This is a genomic window from Streptomyces sp. NPDC003697 (assembly GCF_053587115.1).
In genome coordinates this window covers 1-18,520 of sequence record NZ_JBSFNN010000074.1, presented here as the reverse complement: position 1 = coordinate 18,520, position 18,520 = coordinate 1, and the positions used below count along the sequence as shown (strand labels likewise).

Sequence of the window (18,520 nt, the reverse complement as noted above, 5' to 3'; positions counted from 1 at the left end):
CGGGGCGTGCGCAACGCGCGCACCTCCCGGGGGTGTTACGGATCAGCGGGCCGAAAACGCGGGTCGGGCGGACGGAAAAGATTTCCCGGCCGCCGACCAATCCGCCCCGCCGCCGCTTCCGAATGCCCCGGCGACAGGCAAGTCGGCATCGAGGACGGATCGGCATGACAGCTTTCTCCAGTCTCTCCGGGAGCGAGGGGCCCACCCCGCGGCGGTCGGCGCGCGGGGCGGGACGCAGAGGCCTCGCCACGCTCGTCTGCGGAGCGCTGGCCGCCGGGGGGATCGCGGCGGCGGGCGTGGCCACGCTGCAACCGGGCGTGGCCTCCGCCTCCAGCCACCGTGAGGCCCCGCTCATCTCCGGGACGCCGCAGTACGACAACACGGACGTCTACGCGTTCGTCAGCCCGGACAAGCCCGACACGACGACGATCGTGGCGAACTGGATCCCGTTCGAGGAGCCGGCCGGCGGACCGAACTTCTACACCTTCGCGGACGACGCCCAGTACGACCTGCACGTCGACAACAACGGCGACGCGCAGAGCGAGATGATCTTCCGGTACACGTTCAGCACGCACCGGAAGAACGGGGACACGTTCCTCTACAACACCGGCCCGGTCACGAGTCTGGACGACCCGGACCTGAACATCACGCAGACGTACGACATCGAGCTGATCAGGCTGCACCACCAGAAGCTGGTGTCCAAGACGAAGCTCGCGGACGACGTGCCGGTGGCACCGTCCAACGTCGGCAAGGCGTCCATGCCGGACTACGGCATGCTGCGCCGGCACGCGGTCCACCGGACGGCGGGGGGCGCGTCGACGTTCGCCGGCCAGGCCGACGACCCCTTCTTCCTCGACCTGCGCGTCTTCGACCTGCTGTACGGGGGCAACCTCTCCGAGGTCGGCCGGGACACGCTCGCCGGCTACAACGTCAACACGATCGCCCTGCAGGTGCCGAACGACCTGATCCGCGAGTCCGAGCACCAGCCGGTCGTGGGCATCTGGTCGACGACCCAGCGCCGGAACGCGCACGGCGGCTGGACCCAGGTCTCCCGTCTGGGCAGCCCGCTGGTCAACGAGGTCGTCAACCCCCAGAAGGACAAGGACAAGTTCAACGCCTCCGAGCCGTACGGCGACGCGCAGTTCCTGAAGAACGTCACCCACCCGGAGCTGCCGAAGCTCATCGAGGGGATCTACAAGATCAAGGCGCCCGCCGAGCCGCGCAACGACCTGGTCGACGTCTTCCTCAAGGGCGTCGAGGGCCTCAACCAGCCCCCGCACGTGCGGCCGGCGGAGGAGCTGCGGCTCAACACCTCCGTCAAACCGAGCCCGCACCCGAAGCGGCTCGGTGTCCTGGACGGCGACAACGCGGGCTTCCCGAACGGGCGCCGGCTCGGCGACGACGTGATCGACGCCGCGCTCCAGGTCGTCGAGGGCGAGCTGGTCGGCTCGAAGAACGACCTGGGTGACGCCGTCGACCAGAACGACAAGAAGTTCGAGAAGTACTTCCCCTACGTAGCTGAGCCGACGTCGGGCTCGCGCGGCCCGCTCGCCAAGGGGACGACCAGCGGCGCCGACGTCCGCAGCCAGCTGGGGGACGCGCTGCGGCCGGCCGGGGCGCCGGCGGCGGACTCCGGGAACACGGTCATGATCGCCGCGTCGGCGGCCTCGGGGGCGGCGGCGGTCCTGCTCCTCGGTACCGGCCTGGCGTGGTGGCGCCGGCGCGCGCAGCGCCCGTACTGATCCACCCGTCCCCTCCCCCGAGCGGCGCGGCCCGCGCTTTCCATCCCCCACGGCGCGGGCCGCGCCACCCCACGGCGACGGACCCACCGGCCAGGCAGGTTGAACGATGACACGCGACCGAGGAGAGGGCATGGCCTCGCGGAGGAACGACAGCGCACGGGACACGGGACAGGGCACGCCCCCCGCCGCGCCCCCGGAGCGCGGGGACGACGCGGACCTCGCGGCCGGGCCGCGACCGGGCGCCTCCGGCGGCCCCGGCGGCCCCGGCGGGTCCCCTGGCCCCGTGCCGCGCCGGGCGCGGCGAGGCGAGCCCGGGCAGGGCGCGGAGACCGGTGCGGGCGACGGTCGCGCGGCCTCGGCCGAGGCACCGGGCGCCCGGCCGGACACGCAACCGCCCCCGGACACCGAACCCGCCACCGCACCGGCCACGACGGACACCCGCCCCGGCGTCCGGTCGGGCGGAGTGGGCGAGGGCGGGCCCGGCACGGCCCCGTCCGCCCACCCGGCGGCGGCGCAGGAGGCGGGACCGGACGCCGGAGCACGTCCCGCGCCGGGTGAGGAGCAGCGGGTGGCCGCCGTCCGGCGGGTCGCTGCCGCGGGGCGGCGGTGGCGCGGCCTGCGCCGGGCCGGGCCCGCTGTGCTGCTGGCCGTCGCGCTCACCGGCGGCGCGGTCGCCGCCGGTGCGGCAGGCGACGGCGGAAGGGCGGGGGCCGGCGCGGTGGCGGCCGGCGCGGTTCCCCCGGGGTCACCGGGAGGCGGAAATCTCGACGCGGACGTCGCGTCACTGCAGGCGCACCTGCGGAAGCAGCCGAGGGACCACGGCGGCTGGGCGACGCTGGGGCTGGCGTACGTGGAGCAGGCGCGGACCAAGGGCGATCCGTCGCGGTACCCGGCGGCCGCGCGGGCGCTGGCACGCTCCCTGCGGCTCGCACCCGGCAACGATCAGGCGCTGGCCGGACAGGCCGCCCTCGCCGCCGCCCGGCACGACTTCACCGCCGCCCTGGTCTACGCGGACCGGGTCCTGCGGCAGAACCCCTACAGCGAACGCGCCCTGTGCTCGCGGATCGACGCCCTGGTGGAACTCGGCCGGTACGGCGAGGCGGCCCGGGCGGCGGACACCGCCGACGCCCGGCGCCCGGGGATCCCCGTGTTCACCCGGTACGCGTACGTGCGCGAACTGCGGGGCGACGTCGCCACCGCCCGGCGCGTGCTCGAACAGGCGCTGGCCTCCGCCGCCTCCGCCGGCGACATCGCCTACGTCGCCACCCAGCTCGGGCAACTGGCCTGGAACCAGGGCGACTACGCGACCGCCCTCCGCCACTACGCCCGCGCCCTGGCCGCCGACGACACCTATCTGCCCGCCCTGGAGGGCCGGGCCCGCGCCCAGGCCGCGAGCGGCGACCTGGCGGACGCGGTCGCGGGCATGGAGCGGGTCGTCTCCACGCATCCGCTGCCCGGCCCCCTCGTCGGACTCGGCGAGCTGTACGAGGCCCGCGACGGCGAGGGCGACCGGACGCGAGCCCGGGACCAGTACTCCCTGGTCGGCGCGTGGCTCGCCCTGGCCCGCGCGAACGGCGTCCAGGCCGACCTCGACACCGCGCTGGCCGCCGCCGACCACGGCGACACCCGGCAGGCCCTGCGCGCGGCCCGCGCCGAGTGGGCCCGCCGGCAGACCGTGCACACCGCGGACGCCCTCGCCTGGGCCCTGCACGTCAACGGCCGCGACGACGAGGCGCTGCCCTACGCGCGCCGCGCCACGGCGACCGGCTACCGCAACGCCGTGTTCCTCTACCACCGCGGGGTGATCGAGCGTGCCACGGGCCGTCCCCGTGACGCCCGCGCCCACCTCGCCCGGGCAGTGGAGCTGAACCCCGGCTTCTCCCCGCTCGGCGCCCGGGCGGCCCGGGCCGCGCTGAAGGCGCTGGGGGCGGCCCGGTGAACCCCCTGCGTGCACTCGTCCGCACCGCCGCGGTCCTCATGGCCGCCGGCGCGCTCGCGCTGGTCCCGGCCGGCGCCGCGAGCGCGCATCCCCTGGGCAACTTCACCGTCAACCGCTACGACGGCCTCGTCGCCGCCCCCGGCGCACTGCGCGTCGACCACGTCGAGGACCTCGCCGAGATCCCCGCGACCCAGGCCGGGCCGGACATCGAGCGGCTCGGGCTGCCCGCGTGGGCCCGGCAGCGGTGCGAGCGGGCGGCGCGCGGCAGCACGGTCACCGTCGACGGGCGCGCGGCCGTCCTCACCGTCGGCGCCGCCCACGCGCGCGTACGTTCCGGCCAGGCGGGACTCGACACCCTCCGGGTGGAGTGCCGGCTGACGGCGCCACTGCCGGAGGGCCGCACGCTCGCCGTGGGCTTCCGCGGTGCGGGGGCGTCCACCGGGCCGGGCTGGCGGGAGATCACCGCTCGCGGCGACCGGACGACGCTGACCGCGTCCGACGTGCCCGTCTCCTCGGTCTCCCGCGAACTGACCTCCTACCCCGAGGAACTGCTCTCGTCCCCGGCCGACACCGCCACCGCGTCCCTGCGGGTGCGGCCGGGCGGTCCCGCGCTGGCCGCCGGGCGGGCGGATGCGCCCGCGGCCTCCGTCCTGCCGCGCGGGGCCGACCGCTGGACCCGGGCCCTGGACGACCTGGTCGCCCGCCGGCACCTCACCCTCGGCTTCGCCGCCCTCGCGCTGGTCGTCGCCGTCGGCCTGGGCGCGCTGCACGCGCTCGCCCCGGGCCACGGCAAGACCCTGATGGCGGCGACGGCGGCGGCCCGCGGCGGGCGGGCCGGGCTGCGGGACGTCCTGCCGCTCGCGGCGTCGGTGACGGTCACTCACACCCTCGGCGTGGTGGCGCTCGGCGTCCTGGTCACGGCCGGTTCCGCGGCGGCGCCGTCGGTGATCGCCTGGCTGGGTGTCGCGAGCGGCGTCCTGGTGACCCTCGCGGGGGCGACCCTGCTGCGCCGCGCCTGGCGCCACCGGGACCGGCCTCACGAACACGCCCACCCCCACACGCCGGAGCACGCCCACCCCCACACGCCGGCACACGCTCCCGCGCCCTCCCCGGCGCACGAGCACGCACCGGAGCGGACCCACGACCACGCCCACCCGCACGCCGCCGTCCGGGGCCACCACGGTGAGGACCACGCCCACACCCACCCCGAGGACGGCGCCCCGGCCCTCGACCACGCCCCCGCGCCCGCCGACCACCGGGGCCGCCAGGGGCACAAGGGTCACCAGAGCCGTCGGAGCCGTCAGGGGCACTCCCACGGTGTCGAGCACACCCACGGCGGCTTCACCCACAGCCACCCCGTCACCCCCACTCTCCGCGGCACGCTGCTCATGGGGTTCGCCGGCGGGCTGGTGCCGAGTCCCTCGGCCGTGGTGGTGCTGGTGGGCGCGGCGGCGCTGGGCAAGGCCTGGTTCGGGCTCCTGCTGGTCGTCGCCTACGGTCTGGGGCTCGCCCTGACCCTCACCGCGGCGGGGTTCGCCGTCGTCCGGCTCGGCACCGGCCTCACCGGCGTGCTGCGCCGCCGTCCCCGGTGGACCGCCGGCCCGCTCACCGCGCTGGTGCGCCGGTGCGCGCCCCTGGGCTCCGCGTTGGTCGTGCTGGCCCTGGGCGCGGGACTGGTGCTCAGGGGGGCGGCGTCCGCACTGGGCTGAGCCGCTACGTGCGTGAAGGAGACCCCGGCGGACGAGGTCTCCTCCACGCGCGCGGCGCCGGTTCCCCGAGGGTCAGGCCGCGTTGGTGAGCACCGGCAGGTAGCCGCCCGACTGGCCGGAGGCGGTGGGGTGGTACGACTCGCCGATGTTGAGCCAGTTGACGCTGTGCAGCCATGAACTGCTGGAGCAGATCTCGTGGCCGGAGAACGTGGTGCGGACGTCGCCGAAGGTGAAGCCGTGGTTCGCGACCACCTTGGCGAGGGCGGCGTTGAGGTGGTCCGACGCGTTGTTGATGGCGGAGCGCTTGGTCTCGGACAGGCCGAGGCAGGTGGTGCCGAGCTTGTAGAAGCGCGGGTAGCCGAGGACGACCACACGGGCGTTGGGCGCCTTGCTGCGGATGACCGAGTAGAGGTTGTCGAGCTTGCCGGGCAGCGTCGTGTCGACGTACGCCATGGCGGTGTTGATGCGGGACAGACAGGTGCTGTCGGACGAGGTCACACAGGTCGTCATGACGTCCGCGAAGCCCGCGTCGTTGCCGCCGACGCTGAGGGACACGAGCCCGGTGGAGGAGCTGAGCGGGCCGAGCTGGTTCGCCAGGACGTCGTCCGTCCGGGCGCCCGAGCAGGCGGTGAAGGAGAACGAGGAAGGTGCGTGCGCGGCGTTCCACAGGTACGGGTACGCCTTCGTGCTGCGGTCGCAGTCGCCGCTCGAGCTGATGTAGCTGCCCGCGCCGACCCCTGAGGAGTAGGAGTCGCCGAGGGCCACGTAGCCGCCGGTGACGGCGAGTTCGGAAGCCTGCGAGGAAGCCGCCCCGGTGAGGGTCAGGCCGATGCCCAGGAGGATGGAGGTGATGTAGGCCGAAAGTCGGGAACGTCTCATGGAACCTCCCTTTAGCAGGATCTCTGCCACAACTGTGGTAGCAGCTACGCGTGTTGACTGGAAGTGTCCATGCCAAGAAAAATCCACCGCTCAACGAAATTCATCGATGTGGTTCTCCGGCCGGTCAACGGGGCTTGGGCCAAACAAGGTTGACGGAACCCCAGGTGAGCCTGGGTAGGGGACGACGCGCCGACCGGACATGACCGCGTCCGCCCGTCAAGGAGAGCCGGGCGGGCGGGTCGTGACGCCGACTCGGCGGCCGCGGCACCGAAGCCCGGCATCCGGCGCTTGCGGGCAAGCCGCCCATGCGGCGCGAAAGCCGCGACCAGGGGGCGAACCGGGCCGCGGTTCGCGACGGTCCGTCAGCGCGCGGCGGGACGCGGAAGGGTGAGGCCGGGCGCGGCCGACACGCCGTGGGCACCTCGGAAAGCGGGTGCGTACGGCATCCGTGTGCCGGATCATGGCGGCATGTCTGCGAACCCACACGACGCTCTGCCGATCCGGCTCAACGTCGACGACTCCGACTCGCCGTCCGACGTCGTCGACGCGCTGTTCCTCGGCCGCTTCGCGACGGGCGAGCAGCCGTACTCGCACGCGGCGAACATCGACCGCGTCCGCTCCGGCGCCACGCTGCTGCCGCAGGACGCCCGCGTGCTGCGGGCCGCCCGCGACGACGACCGCAGCGCGACCCTCGCCGAGGGCGACGGCTGGACGCTGCTGGTCTCCCGCTGGAACCGGGGCGCCGACGTCACGGTCACGGCGACCAGCGCCGAGCTGGCCGAGCGGGTGCTTCGGGAGGCGACGGACGGCGCGGCGGACGAACCGGAGCCGCAGCCGGAGAACGTGACCATGGGCTTCTGGTACGTCTCCCCCCGCCGCGGCCCGCACCGCACGACCCGTCAGATCTCGGCGGGCACCTGGGAGGAGCTGCGGGCCAACTACACGGCGCCGGTGGCGGACGCCCTGGACCGCCTGATGAAGACGACCCCGGAGGACATCGCGGGCCGGCTCCTGCTGCTGCACGGCCCGCCGGGCACGGGCAAGACCTCGGCGCTGCGCACGCTGGCGAGGTCCTGGCGGGACTGGTGCCAGGTGGACTGCGTGCTCGACCCGGAGCGGCTCTTCTCCGACGTCGGCTACCTGATGGACATCGCGATCGGCGAGGAGGACGGGGCGGGCAAGGGCCGCTGGCGCCTGCTGCTGCTGGAGGACTGCGACGAGCTGATCCGCGGTGAGGCCAAGCACACGGCGGGCCAGGCGCTGTCCCGGCTGCTGAACCTCACCGACGGCCTGCTCGGCCAGGGCCGCAATGTCCTGGTGGGCGTGACCACCAACGAGGACCTGGAGCGGCTGCACCCGGCCGTGGTCCGCCCCGGCCGCTGCCTGGCCCGGATCGAGGTGGGCCCGCTGACCCGGCGGGAGGCGGTGGCCTGGCTGGGCGAGGACGTCCAGGGCCGCGAGGAGGCCGTCGGCCGCGACGGAGCGACCCTGGCCGAGCTGTACGCCCTGCGCCGGGGCACGTCGCCGACGGCACTGCCGGAGCCGCGGGGCGGCGACGCGGGGCTGTACCTGTGACGTGCCGGGCCGTGCCCGCGATGTGACGGGCACGGCCCCGCCGACGGGGCGCCCGGTGACCGGGCCGGTGTTTTGATGGGCGTATGACCCTGTTCGTCGGCACGTCGGGCTGGCAGTACAAGGACTGGCGGGGTGTGCTGTACCCGCAGGGGTGCCCCGTGCGGCTGTGGCTGGAGGAGTACGCGGCGGCCTTCGCGACGGTGGAGGTCAACAACGCCTTCTACCGGCTGCCCCCGCGGGAGACCTTCGAGAGCTGGCGGGAGCGGGTACCGCCGGACTTCGTCGTCGCGGTCAAGGCCAGCCGCTATCTGACGCACATCAAGCGCCTGAAGGAGCCCGAGGAGCCGGTGCGCCGCCTGATGACGCACGCCGGCGGCCTGGGCGAGCGGCTCGGGCCGGTCCTGCTCCAGCTGCCGCCGACGCTGCGGGCCGCTCCGCAGCTGCTGGACGCCTGCCTCGCCTGCTTCCCGGCCGGCACCCGGATCGCGGTGGAGCCGCGCCACGACTCGTGGTGGACGCCGCAGGTACGCGAGGTCCTGGAGCGGCGGGGGGCCGCCCTGTGCTGGGCCGACGTCCTCGCCCGGCCGGTGACGCCGCTGTGGCGGACCACCGACTGGGGCTACGTCCGCTTCCACGTGGGGCGCGCCCGCGTGTGGCCGCACTACGGCCGCCGCTCGCTGGAGACGTGGGTGGACCGCATCGCCGTCACCTGGCCGGACGACCACGACGTGTACGCCTACTTCAACAACGACCCGCACGGGGCGGCGGTGCAGGACGCGGTCCGCTTCGCCCGCACGGCGAGGACGGCGGGACTGACGGTGACGCGGACGCCGGAGAAGGTGCCGGCACGGAGCTGACCGGCGCGCGTGCCGGCGTGGCCGCCGGGGCCTCCGCCGCCGGCGGCGCCGGCTCGTGCGGGCGGCGTCCGCTGCCCGGCGTGCGCGCCGCGCCCTATGCCCCGTGCCCGCCGGACGCCCCGTAGGCGGCCCGCAGGGCGTCCCGGACGGACGCCAGCGCGTCGGTCTCCGTGAGGCCGAGCCGCCGGACCCGGTCCGCGTAGGCCTGGGCGGCGGCCGCCGCCTCCCGTGCCGCGGCGGAGCCGGCGGCGGCCACGAACGTGCCGTTGCGGCCGCGCGTCTCGATCACCCCGTCCGCCTCCAGCGCCCGGTAGGCCTTGGCCACCGTGTTCGCCGCGAGGCCCAGCGACTCGGCCAGCCCCCGCACCGTCGGCAGCCGGTACCCCACCGGCAGCGCGCCCGACCGCGCCTGCTCGGAGATCTGCGCCCGCACCTGCTCGTACGGTGGGGCGCCGTCATCGATGTGGATCTTCAAGGTCACGCGGACGATTGTCCCGCACCCGCCGGAAAATGGGAGGCCGAGCGCCGGTTCCTCCCCGTAGCGTGCGCGGTCATGACTGTGACCGTCCGTGCCCTGCGCCCCGACGCCCGCGCCGACCTCGAGGGCTTCGCCCGCGCCCGGCACCGTGCCCTCCCGTTCGTCCTGCTCACCCCGGACTCCCTCGCCCACGACCTCCGCCACATGCACCCCGACGCGCACTACCGCCCCCTCGTCGCCGTGGCGGACGGCGAGGTGATCGGTACCGCCCAGGTGCACCTCACGCACGACAGCGCCGAGCCCGGCCAGGGCAACGTCAACGTGTACGTGGACCCGGCGCACACCCGCCGCGGCGCCGGCGGGGCGCTCCTGCGGGCCGCCGAGGAGCATCTGGCCGCCCGCGGCGCGAGGAAGCTGTTCAGCTGGGTGCTGGACGAGCCGGGCAACCGGGACTTCGCCGAGCGGAACGGCTACCGTCCCAGCCGTTCGGCGCACTTCCTCCGCCTCGACCTGGCGGGCGGCACGCTCCCGCCGGTACGGGCCGCGCCGGGCGTCGAGGTGCGCGGCGCGGCCGACTTCGCCGACGACCCGCGCCCCCTCTTCGAGCTGGACGCGGAGGCGGTGGCGGACGAACCGAGCGATGTCGACGTGCTGTTGAGCGACTACGACGCGTGGCTCGAGGAGACCTGGCGGCATCCGCTGGTCAGCACCGAACTGTCCTCCGTCGCCGTGGTCGACGGGCGCCCCATCGCCTTCACCCTCACCCGCACCGACGACGGTTCCCCCCGCCCCCGGTCGGGCGGGGGGAGCCGCGTCGGCACCGTCATGACCGGCACCGCCCGCGCCTTCCGCGGCCGGGGCCTGGCCAAGCTGGTGAAGACCGACGCGCTGCACCGCGCCCGGGCCGCCGGGTTCACGCAGGCGCTCACGGGCAACGACAGCGGCAACGGACCGATGCTGGCGATCAACCGGTGGCTGGGCTACGAGATCGTCGCGACGGAGGTGCGGCATGTCCGCGAACTCGGCTGAGCCGGGCACCGGCATGGAGGTCGTCCTGGTCAAGAGCAGCCGGACGAAGATCCGTTATCCGGCGGAACTGCTGGCCGACGACGGCACCCGGATCGCGGTCCGGGCGCCCTGGGCGGGCGGCGGCGTGCGCGACTTCGGCTTCGTCCGCTTCGAGCCGGGCGACGTCTTCACCGAGTACTACTGGCGCGACCGCTGGTACTCGGTGAAGGAGGTCCGGGCCGCCGGGGGCGCGCTGAAGGGCTGGTACTGCGACGTCACGCGTCCCGCCACGCGCTCGGGCGGCACACTCGTCGTCGAGGACCTCGACCTGGACCTGTGGCGCTCGGCCGACGGCGGGGACGTGCGGCGGCTGGACGAGGACGAGTTCGCGGCGAGCGGCCTGGCGCGGACGGACCCCGAGGCGGCGCACGCCGCCGTCTCCGCCCTCGACGAACTGGAGACGCTGGCCCGCGAGGGCGGCTTCGACGCGCTGCTGACCTGAACCTCGACCCCGGTCGGCCGGCGCGGTCACCCCCGGCAGCGGGCCCGTCGGAACCGCCGCACGGGTCGCGGCCCGCGCGGCTCACACCAGGGCCACCACCGCGTACCGCTCGTCGTCCACTTCCCTGCCCCACAGCCGGGCGTCGCGGGAGAGGCGCTCGATGCGGATGTGATGCGTGAGCGGCCCGAGAAGCATGGTCAGCCGGTCGACGGGTATGCCGACGGGCATGACGTCGCCCCACACGCCCTCCACGAGGACCAGCCGCCCGGCCGGGCGCAGCAGCGCGCGCCAGCGCCGCAGCGCTCGGCCGGGGTCGGGCAGCGCCCACAGCAGGTGGCGTACGAGGACGGTGTCGAAGCACCCCTCCCGGACGGGCGGGGCCGCGGCGTCGCCGACGAGGAGCACGGCGTCACGGCCGGCGAGCTTGGCGCGCGCCCGCTCCACCATGGCCGGGGACCTGTCGACGCCCGTCACCCGGTGCCCCTGCTCGGCCGCCAGGAGCGACAGGCTGCCGGTACCGCAGCCGATGTCGAGGAGGTCGCCGGGCGGCTGCGGCAGCCAGGAGCGCAGCCGCCCGGCCCAGGCTGCGCGCACCCCCGGGTCGCGCAGCCCGTGGTCGGGCTCCTCGTCGAAGGACACCGCCCGCGCGTCCCAGTCCACCTGGGCCGGAACCGGCCCGTCGCCCACGATGTCCCGCCGTTCGTCCGTCCGCTCGCTCATGGACTCAGAGTGGCACCCGCCACTGACACTCCGATGGTGACCGCGGCCACAGACAGACCCCCGCCGATGAGGAACTCTCGCCCGCAAGGTCTACCTCCGTGGGAACACGGAACCCGGTGGACCGCGAAGGAGGCAGCAATGCGCCGTGTGACCGTGCAGAAGCCCCTGAGGAAGACGGACACCCGCCGGGCCGGTGAGGAGGCCGAGGCACGCCCCGCGGGGCGCCCGGAGGTCCGCAAGGACATCGCCCGCACCTGGTGGCCGGACGCATGACCGGCGGGCCGCGGGACATGGGACGCGCTGTACGGCCGGTGCCGCGGGCCGGTGCGGAGCCCGGACGGCACTGCGCGTTTCCCCGAGCGTCCGGCCGCACTTCCTGAGTGCTCGGTTAGCCCTGTCTTAACGCGAGCATAAGGATCTCCTCCCACCGCCTTCAGCAGGCGATATCCCGGTCTTCTGGGGCTAGCTTCTGATCACCCCGCGGGATCCGGCCGAGCCTTTCGGGCTCGCCCGCCCGCCGGTCACCGACCGACGCCCAGGACCGTTCCCGAGGAGTTCCCCCATGCGCCTCCCCCAGCTCTCCGCCCCGCGCGAGCAGGGGACGTCCCCGCGCCGCAGGGCCGCCGCCGTCGTCGCCCTCGGCACGGCACCGCTCGCGCTCACCGCACTGGCCGCCGCGCCCGCGTCCGCGCACGGCACCATGGGCGGCCCGGTCAGCCGGGTGTCCCAGTGCTACGCCGAGGGACCGGAGAGCCCGAAGTCGGCGGCGTGCAGGGCGGCCGTCGCGGCCGGCGGTACCCAGGCGCTGTACGACTGGAACGGCATCCGGATCGGCGACGCGAACGGGCGGCACCGCGACCTCGTCCCGGACGGGAAGCTGTGCAGCGCGGGCAACGAGGAGTTCAAGGGCCTGGACCTGGCCCGCGCGGACTGGCCGGCGACCGGTGTGGACAGTGGCGCGTACACCTTCAGGTACCGCGTGACCGCACCCCACAAGGGCACCTTCACCGTGTACATCACCAAGCCCGGCTACGATCCGGCCAAGCCGCTGGCGTGGGGTGACCTGGACCTGGGGCACCCGGTCGCGACGGCCACCGACCCGGTCGCCTCCGGCGGCTTCTACACCTTCTCCGGCTCCCTCCCCGAGCGCTCGGGACGGCAGCTGCTGTACGCGGTCTGGCAGCGCTCGGACAGCCCGGAGGCCTTCTACTCCTGCTCGGACGTCACCTTCGGCGGGACCGGAGACACCGGCGGCACCGGCGGTGGCACGAGGGGCGGCGGCCCGGCCCCGGCCGCCTCCGCGCCCACCGACCGGCAGATCGCGGACGGTGCCGGCAAGTCGACGATCGAGCACCACGGCCACGGGGACGACGACCCCCGCACCACCACGGACCCGTCCAGCCCGGCAGACCGCACGGCCGGCGCCCCGGCGGGCGGCGGGACGAGGACCACCGGCGGCTCCCGGACGGACCCGCGGCCCGCCGGCGGCTCCACGGCGGACGCGCAGACCGCCGCCGCCACGTCCGGGAACGCCCCGCAGGCGGCCGGCGCGTCCCGGAGCCTGGCCGAGACCGGCGGCGACGGCAGCACACCGTATGCCGCCGTCGGCGGCGCCGCCGCCCTGGCGCTCGGCGCGACGGCGCTGTTCGCCTCGGTCCGGCGGCGGGCGGGCCGGGCGACGCGGCACGGTCGCTGACGCGGACCTGCGAGAGGGGCCTGTCCGGCGGCTCAGGCCGGACAGGCCCCTCGGTGCGGCGCGGCCCCGGTGCCGGGCCGCCGGGTCAGCTGAAGACGGACGCGCAGGTCGTGGCGGAGGCGTGGGCCGGGTCGAGGGCGTTGGCCACCTCGTGGAAGGCGATGCGGTCGAAGAGCCCGATCACCACGTGCTCGGACAGGTCGACCGGGCACAGGTCCTGCAGCAGCACGTTCCGCACGTCGGCTCCGCTCAGGAACTGGCTGCGGTAGGGCGTGACGACCTCGTCGTACGCGGTGGCGATGACGGTGTAGCGGACCCCCGGCACGGTGTCGCCGCCCTCGTTCAGCCGGGTGAGGAAGGCGGACCCGGCCACCTGGTCGGCGAGGCCGGGGGTGGCGGCGGTCAGCAGGTCGGCGGCGCCGGGGAAGTACGGCAGCAGCTTGGTGAGACCGCCCAGCGTGGTGCCGTGGTTGTCGGGCGCGATGCCGACGAGGGCGTTCACCTTGGCGGCTCCGCCGAGGAACTTGAGGTAGTGGCGGGGCATCATGCCGCCCTGCGAGTGGCCGACGATGTCGACCTCGGCGGCGCCGGTCGCGGCGATCACCTTGTCGACGAAGACGGAGAGCTGCTGCGCCGACTTGTCGATGGGGCCGAGTCCGTAGAAGACCGGGACGCCGGGCAGTTGACCGTAGTCGAGGGAGAAGACGCAGTAGCCGCGGTCTGTCAGGTACGGCGCGAGCGACAGCCAGTTGTCGACGCCGTTGCCGAAGGTTCCGTGGACGAGGACGACGGGGCGGGGGTGTGCGGCGGACGGCTTGCAGGCGTAGTTGTTCCAGCCTCCCGCGGACGCCGGGCTCTGCGCGGCGAGGGGGGCCTGCAGGCCGGGGTTCCCGGCCGCGTGGGCCGTGGCGGCGGGGACGGTGGCGACGGTGGTGGCCAGGAGCACGGCGGCCAGGGGTCTGAGCAGGCGTTTCCAGGGCAGCATCGGGTGATCTCCTTGCGGCTCAAGGGAGGTGCGACGGCACGACGCCCTGTGATCCGGATCACGAGGATGCTGTTCATTCGTCAAGTTACGGGCGAGTAGTCCAAGTGTGAAGTTACGCGTCGGTAAAAAGTTCCCGGGACAACGGAAAGTGCCGATAACCTGATTGACGGGCCGTCATAACGTTGACCGGAGAGGTCTCCGAGGTGCGCGGACGCGCGAGCTCCGTCGCAGGACAGGTCCCGGGTCGCGCGCGGTCCGCTGCCCGACGCCGGACTGCCGTTCCCTGCTCATGCCGGGCCGACCGCACCGGCCCGTCGTGGCGGACCAGCGGCCGTCCCACCCCGCCATCCCGGACCGCGGCCGTCACCGGCCGCGCCACCGCGGGCGATCGCGGGCGTCCACTCCGTGCGCGCCCCCGCCGTCGAGGCCCCGGCCGGCCGCACCGGAGCCGGTCACACCGGAGCCGGCCGCGGCGCCGCCCGGCGCACCGGGCCGCAGCCGGGGCCCGGCGCGGGCGCCGTCAGCCCGCGCTCCCCGGACTCCGGTGCCACAGCTTCCTTCCGCTCGGCGGCCCTTCGCCCGCGGGCCGCAGATCCGCCCACGGGTGCATCTCGTAGCCGGTGGGCATCCGGATGCTGCGGTCGCGGGCGGCCTCCATGGGGTCCTGCGCCGCGGAGCCGGCCGGCGCCGGCCGGCCGTCCGATCCGGCGAGCCGGGCGCGCCGGGCGCCGCCGTCCGGGGCGTCCCCCGCCCCCTCCGGCGGGCCGCCCGGCTGCGCCAGCCGGGCGGCCACCTCGTCGAGGCCGCCCCGGGCGCGCAGTTCGGTCAGCTCGGCGAGGTTCCAGGCGGCGGCACCCACCACGCTGAAGCTGCGCGGGCCGCGCCGCTGCACCACCCCGCGCACCAGCAGCAGCCAGGAGTGGAAGACGGTGTGCGCGCAGGCCTCGTGGGAGTCGTCGAAGAAGGCGAGGTCGACCAGGCCCGTGCCGTCGTCCAGCGTCGTGAAGATGACCCGCCGGCCGGAACGGATCGGCGGGGTCTGGGTGGCCGCCTTGGCGCCCGCCACGAGGACCGTCTCGCCGTTCCGCGCCTCGCGCAGCCGCCGCGCCGGCACCACGCCCAGCTCGTCGAGGAAGGCGCGGTAGTCGTCCATCAGGTTGCGGGAGGCGTCCATGGACAGCACGCCCAGCTCGGCGCTGAGCCGCTCCTCGGCCGACAGGTCCGGCAGTCCGGCCGACGCGGTCTTCCGCCCTCCCCCCAGCGGCAGTTGGGCGCCGCCGGTACTCCGGGTGCCCCGGTGCAGCTCGGTGAGGTGCAGCTGCAGGTCGCGGCGGTTGGCGCCGAACGCGTCCAGCGCGCCCACCTGGGCGAGCCGCTGGGCGACGGGACGGCTCGGCCGCGCCCGCTCCCAGAAGTCCACCAGCGACGTGTACGGCTGCCCGTCCGCGATCCGCGCCGCCTCGGCCTCGCTGATGCCGTGCACGTCGGACAGGGCCAGCCGCAGCCCCCACTCCGCCGGTTCAGACACCAGTTCGATCCGGTGGGTGGTCCCCGACTTGTTCACGTCCAGCGGCAGGATCGGCACCCCGCGCCGCCGTGCGTCCGCCAGCAGCAGCCGCTTCGGGTACATGCCGGGGTCGTGCGTGAGCAGCCCCGCGTAGAAGGCGGCCGGGTGATGGGCCTTCAGCCAGGCCGACTGGTACGTCGGCACGGCGAAGGCCACCGCGTGCGCCTTGCAGAAGCCGTAGGAGCCGAACGCCTCGACGATCCCCCAGGTCCGCTGAATCGTTTCCGCGTCGTAGCCCCGCGCCGCCGCGTGCTGCGCGAACCACACGCGGATCCGCGCCTGCGACTCCGGGTCAGACAGCCCGCGCCGCACCCGGTCGGCCTCGTCCCGCCCGCAGCCGGTCATGATGTCCAGGATGTGGATGACCTGCTCGTGGAAGACGACGACCCCGTGGGTCTCCTTCAGCGGCTCCCGAAGGTCCGGGTGCGGGAAGCGCACCGGCGCCCGCCCGTGCCGCGCCTCGATGAACGGCCGCACCATGTCGGCGGCGACCGGGCCGGGCCGGAAGAGGGAGATGTCGACGACCAGGTCGCCGAAGGTCGACGGCTGCAGCCGTCCGACCAGGTCGCGCTGGCCCGGCGACTCGATCTGGAAGCAGCCCAGCGTCTCGGTGGAACGGATGAGTCCGTACGTCGCCGGGTCGTCCGGCGGCAGCGCGTCCAGGTCGACCCGCTCCCCCGCCGCCCGCTCCACCTCGGCGACCGCGTGCGCCATCGCCGACTGCATCCGCACGCCCAGTACGTCGAGCTTGAGCAGCCCGAGCTCCTCGACGTCGTCCTTGTCGAACTGGGACATGGGCAGGCCCTCGCCGCTGGTCGGCACCACCGGCGTCCGGGAGAGCAGGGAGGCGTCGGACAGAAGCACGCCGCACGGGTGCATGGCGATGCCGCGCGGCAGGGCGTCGAGAGCCTCGACGAGGTCCCACAGCCGCTCGTACCGCCCGCCGTCCCGCTGGGACTCCCCCGCCAGTTTCCGCAGCTCGGGCAGTTCCTCCAGCGCCGCGCGGGCGTCGCGGGCGCGGATGTGCGGGAAGGACTTGGCGATGCGGTCGATGTCGGCGGGGTCCATGGACAGGGCGGCCCCGACGTCGCGGATCGCGTGGCGGACCCGGTACGTCTCCGGCATGGCGACCGTGGCGACCCGTTCGGTGCCGAACCGCCCGATGATCGCGCGGTAGACCTCCAGGCGGCGCGCGGACTCCACGTCGATGTCGATGTCGGGCAGGACCATGCGGCGCTTGGACAGGAAGCGCTCCATCAGCAGCCCGTGCTCGACCGGGTCGGCGTGCGCGATGCCGAGGAGGTGGTTGACCAGGGAGCCGGCGCCGGAGCCGCGGGCGGCGACCCGGATGCCCATCCCCCGCACGTCGTCGACCACCTGGGCGACGGTGAGGAAGTAGGAGGCGAAGCCGTGGTGGGCGATGATGTCCAGCTCGTCGTGCATCCGCTCCCAGTAGTCCCGGCGGCCGGCGTAGCCGCGCAGCACCATGCCCGCGGCCGCCCGGGAGGTGAGGGCGCGCTGGGCGGTGCGGCGGCCGGCGCCGACGAGGTGCGGCTCGGGGAAGTGGACGGAGCCCATGCCGAGGTCGTCCTCGGGGTCGACCCGGCACTCGGCGGCCGTGGCCCGCGTCTGCTCCAGCAGGCGGTGGGCGGCCTCGCGCCGGAAGCCCGCCGCCTCGACGATCCGCTCGGCGGCGTGCAGCATCGCGCCCGGGTCCTTCAGCCACGCCTCGCCGGAGTCGAGCTCCCCGCCCGCGCCGACGGGGACCAGGCGGCGGGCGGCGTCGAGGACGTCGGCGACCGGGCCCTGGCCGGGGTCGGCGTAGCGGACGGCGTTGCTGAGCACCGGCCGGACGCCCTGCTCGGCGGCGAAGCCGACGGTGCGGGCGGCCAGGCGCAGCGAGCCGGGACCGGTGCCGGTACGGCCGTGCCAGACGGCCTCCAGGCGCAGGGAGTCGCCGTAGACCTCGCGCCAGGGCGCGAGCAGCCGCGCCGCCCGGTCCGGGCGGCCGGCGGCGAGGGCGCGGCCGACGTCGGAGCCGGGGCCGAGCAGTACGGTCAGGCCGTCGGCGTGGTTGTCGGGCCAGGTCAGCAGCGGCGAGTCCGGGGACGGCGATCCCCCCGGCCCCTGGCGGGACGGCCGCTCGGACGGAGCCGGGGTCCTCGGGGAGTGGGCGGCGGTGACCAGACGGCACAGGCCGGCCCAGCCACGGGCGCCGTCCCGGGCGAGGAAGGTGACGCGGGGGGTCGATTCGTCGACGAAGGCACCGCCGCGCACGGGCGTCCGGCGCCGTTCCCGCCGCCCGGACGCCTCCGGCCGTACCGGCTCGGATTCCGCCACCGCCAGCTCCACACCGAACAGCGGACGGATGCCCGCCTTCGCGCAGGCCTTGGCGAAGCGCACCGTACCGGCGAGCGTGTCCCGGTCGGTGAGGGCGAGCGCGTCCATGCCCCGCTCCAGGGCCCGCTCGGCCAGCCGCTCCGGGTGTGAGGCGCCGTAGCGCAGGGAGAACCCGGAGACGGTGTGCAGATGCGTGAAGCCCGGCACCCGCACCTCCCGTACTCGTGAGCCCTCATCGGCTCTCGAACATCAGTTCCCAACTACCTCAGCCCCACCATACCCCCATCCCCGAACATCTGTACGACGACCATTCGAGCGTGTCCCACCTGCGCAAACACCCCGCACCCGGGACACGGGGCGGAGGTGAGGGGGATCCCGCGGAGAGCCGGCCGGACGGTCCGCCCACCGGCACCGGGCCCGCAGTCCCGCCGCGCGCCGCACGACGGGAACCACACCCCCCGCACCGCGCACGATCCGAGCCCCGCCCCACCGCTCGACGCCTCCGCGTCCACGTCCACGTCCA

The 18,520-nt window shown here is 75.0% G+C and carries 14 protein-coding genes; 9 read left to right on the top strand and 5 right to left on the bottom strand.

What is annotated here, in order from left to right:
- The first annotated feature begins 164 nt into the window (after window positions 1-164).
- The 3 genes from ACWDNY_RS24505 to ACWDNY_RS24495 all read left to right on the top strand — a co-directional run bounded on the left by ACWDNY_RS24505 (window position 165) and on the right by ACWDNY_RS24495 (window position 5,390).
- Entirely contained in the window at window positions 165-1,742 is a 1,578-nt protein-coding gene (locus ACWDNY_RS24505) for a DUF4331 domain-containing protein (protein ID WP_451647938.1), read from the top strand.
- A 130-nt stretch (window positions 1,743-1,872) separates the two neighbouring features.
- On the top strand, window positions 1,873-3,681 hold the full coding sequence (locus ACWDNY_RS24500; protein WP_451647937.1) for a tetratricopeptide repeat protein: 1,809 nt from the start codon (window positions 1,873-1,875) through the stop codon (window positions 3,679-3,681).
- Window positions 3,678-5,390: a nickel transporter gene (locus ACWDNY_RS24495; protein WP_451647936.1), complete on the top strand. Its 1,713-nt coding sequence runs from the start codon at window positions 3,678-3,680 to the stop codon at window positions 5,388-5,390. Before ACWDNY_RS24500 ends, ACWDNY_RS24495 begins: the two co-directional genes overlap by 4 nt.
- Before the next feature lie 72 nt (window positions 5,391-5,462).
- Here the strand turns inward: ACWDNY_RS24495 and ACWDNY_RS24490 are convergent, their stop codons facing one another.
- Window positions 5,463-6,269, bottom strand: coding sequence for an SGNH/GDSL hydrolase family protein (locus ACWDNY_RS24490; RefSeq protein WP_451647935.1), 807 nt, complete (start codon window positions 6,267-6,269; stop codon window positions 5,463-5,465).
- 468 nt (window positions 6,270-6,737) lie between these two features.
- Here ACWDNY_RS24490 and ACWDNY_RS24485 point away from each other — a divergent pair, with 468 nt between their 5' ends.
- Complete coding sequence (locus tag ACWDNY_RS24485; RefSeq protein WP_451647934.1) at window positions 6,738-7,844, top strand: DUF5925 domain-containing protein; 1,107 nt, start codon at window positions 6,738-6,740, stop codon at window positions 7,842-7,844.
- Window positions 7,845-7,927: 83 nt separating this feature from the next.
- Complete coding sequence (locus ACWDNY_RS24480) at window positions 7,928-8,701, top strand: DUF72 domain-containing protein (RefSeq protein ID WP_451647933.1); 774 nt, start codon at window positions 7,928-7,930, stop codon at window positions 8,699-8,701.
- Between the two features lie 94 nt (window positions 8,702-8,795).
- On the opposite strand, the gene ACWDNY_RS24475 is transcribed toward ACWDNY_RS24480, so the two are convergent.
- Window positions 8,796-9,182, bottom strand: a complete 387-nt coding sequence (locus ACWDNY_RS24475) for a GntR family transcriptional regulator (protein ID WP_451647932.1) — start codon at window positions 9,180-9,182, stop codon at window positions 8,796-8,798.
- Between the two features lie 72 nt (window positions 9,183-9,254).
- Between ACWDNY_RS24475 and ACWDNY_RS24470 the strand changes: the two genes are divergently transcribed.
- Window positions 9,255-10,208, top strand: coding sequence for an N-acetyltransferase family protein (locus ACWDNY_RS24470; protein ID WP_451647931.1), 954 nt, complete (start codon window positions 9,255-9,257; stop codon window positions 10,206-10,208).
- Entirely contained in the window at window positions 10,189-10,689 is a 501-nt protein-coding gene (locus tag ACWDNY_RS24465; RefSeq protein ID WP_451647930.1) for a DUF402 domain-containing protein, read from the top strand. The genes ACWDNY_RS24470 and ACWDNY_RS24465 overlap by 20 nt, the downstream gene beginning before the upstream one ends.
- Window positions 10,690-10,770: 81 nt before the next feature.
- Here ACWDNY_RS24465 and ACWDNY_RS24460 read toward each other — a convergent pair whose 3' ends face one another.
- Entirely contained in the window at window positions 10,771-11,409 is a 639-nt protein-coding gene (locus tag ACWDNY_RS24460; RefSeq protein ID WP_451647929.1) for a class I SAM-dependent methyltransferase, read from the bottom strand.
- A gap of 138 nt (window positions 11,410-11,547) precedes the next feature.
- Between ACWDNY_RS24460 and ACWDNY_RS24455 the strand changes: the two genes are divergently transcribed.
- Together ACWDNY_RS24455 and ACWDNY_RS24450 are read left to right on the top strand one after the other, a co-directional pair.
- Window positions 11,548-11,682, top strand: coding sequence for a hypothetical protein (locus ACWDNY_RS24455; RefSeq protein WP_361505023.1), 135 nt, complete (start codon window positions 11,548-11,550; stop codon window positions 11,680-11,682).
- Between the two features lie 289 nt (window positions 11,683-11,971).
- Window positions 11,972-13,105 (top strand): lytic polysaccharide monooxygenase auxiliary activity family 9 protein, encoded by a 1,134-nt coding sequence (locus ACWDNY_RS24450; protein ID WP_451647928.1) that lies wholly within the window; start codon window positions 11,972-11,974, stop codon window positions 13,103-13,105.
- An 85-nt stretch (window positions 13,106-13,190) separates the two neighbouring features.
- Here the strand turns inward: ACWDNY_RS24450 and ACWDNY_RS24445 are convergent, their stop codons facing one another.
- Together ACWDNY_RS24445 and ACWDNY_RS24440 are read right to left on the bottom strand one after the other, a co-directional pair.
- Window positions 13,191-14,090, bottom strand: a complete 900-nt coding sequence (locus ACWDNY_RS24445) for an esterase/lipase family protein (protein ID WP_451647927.1) — start codon at window positions 14,088-14,090, stop codon at window positions 13,191-13,193.
- A gap of 520 nt (window positions 14,091-14,610) precedes the next feature.
- Entirely contained in the window at window positions 14,611-18,204 is a 3,594-nt protein-coding gene (locus ACWDNY_RS24440) for a DNA polymerase III subunit alpha (RefSeq protein WP_451647926.1), read from the bottom strand.
- Window positions 18,205-18,520: the final 316 nt, after the last annotated feature.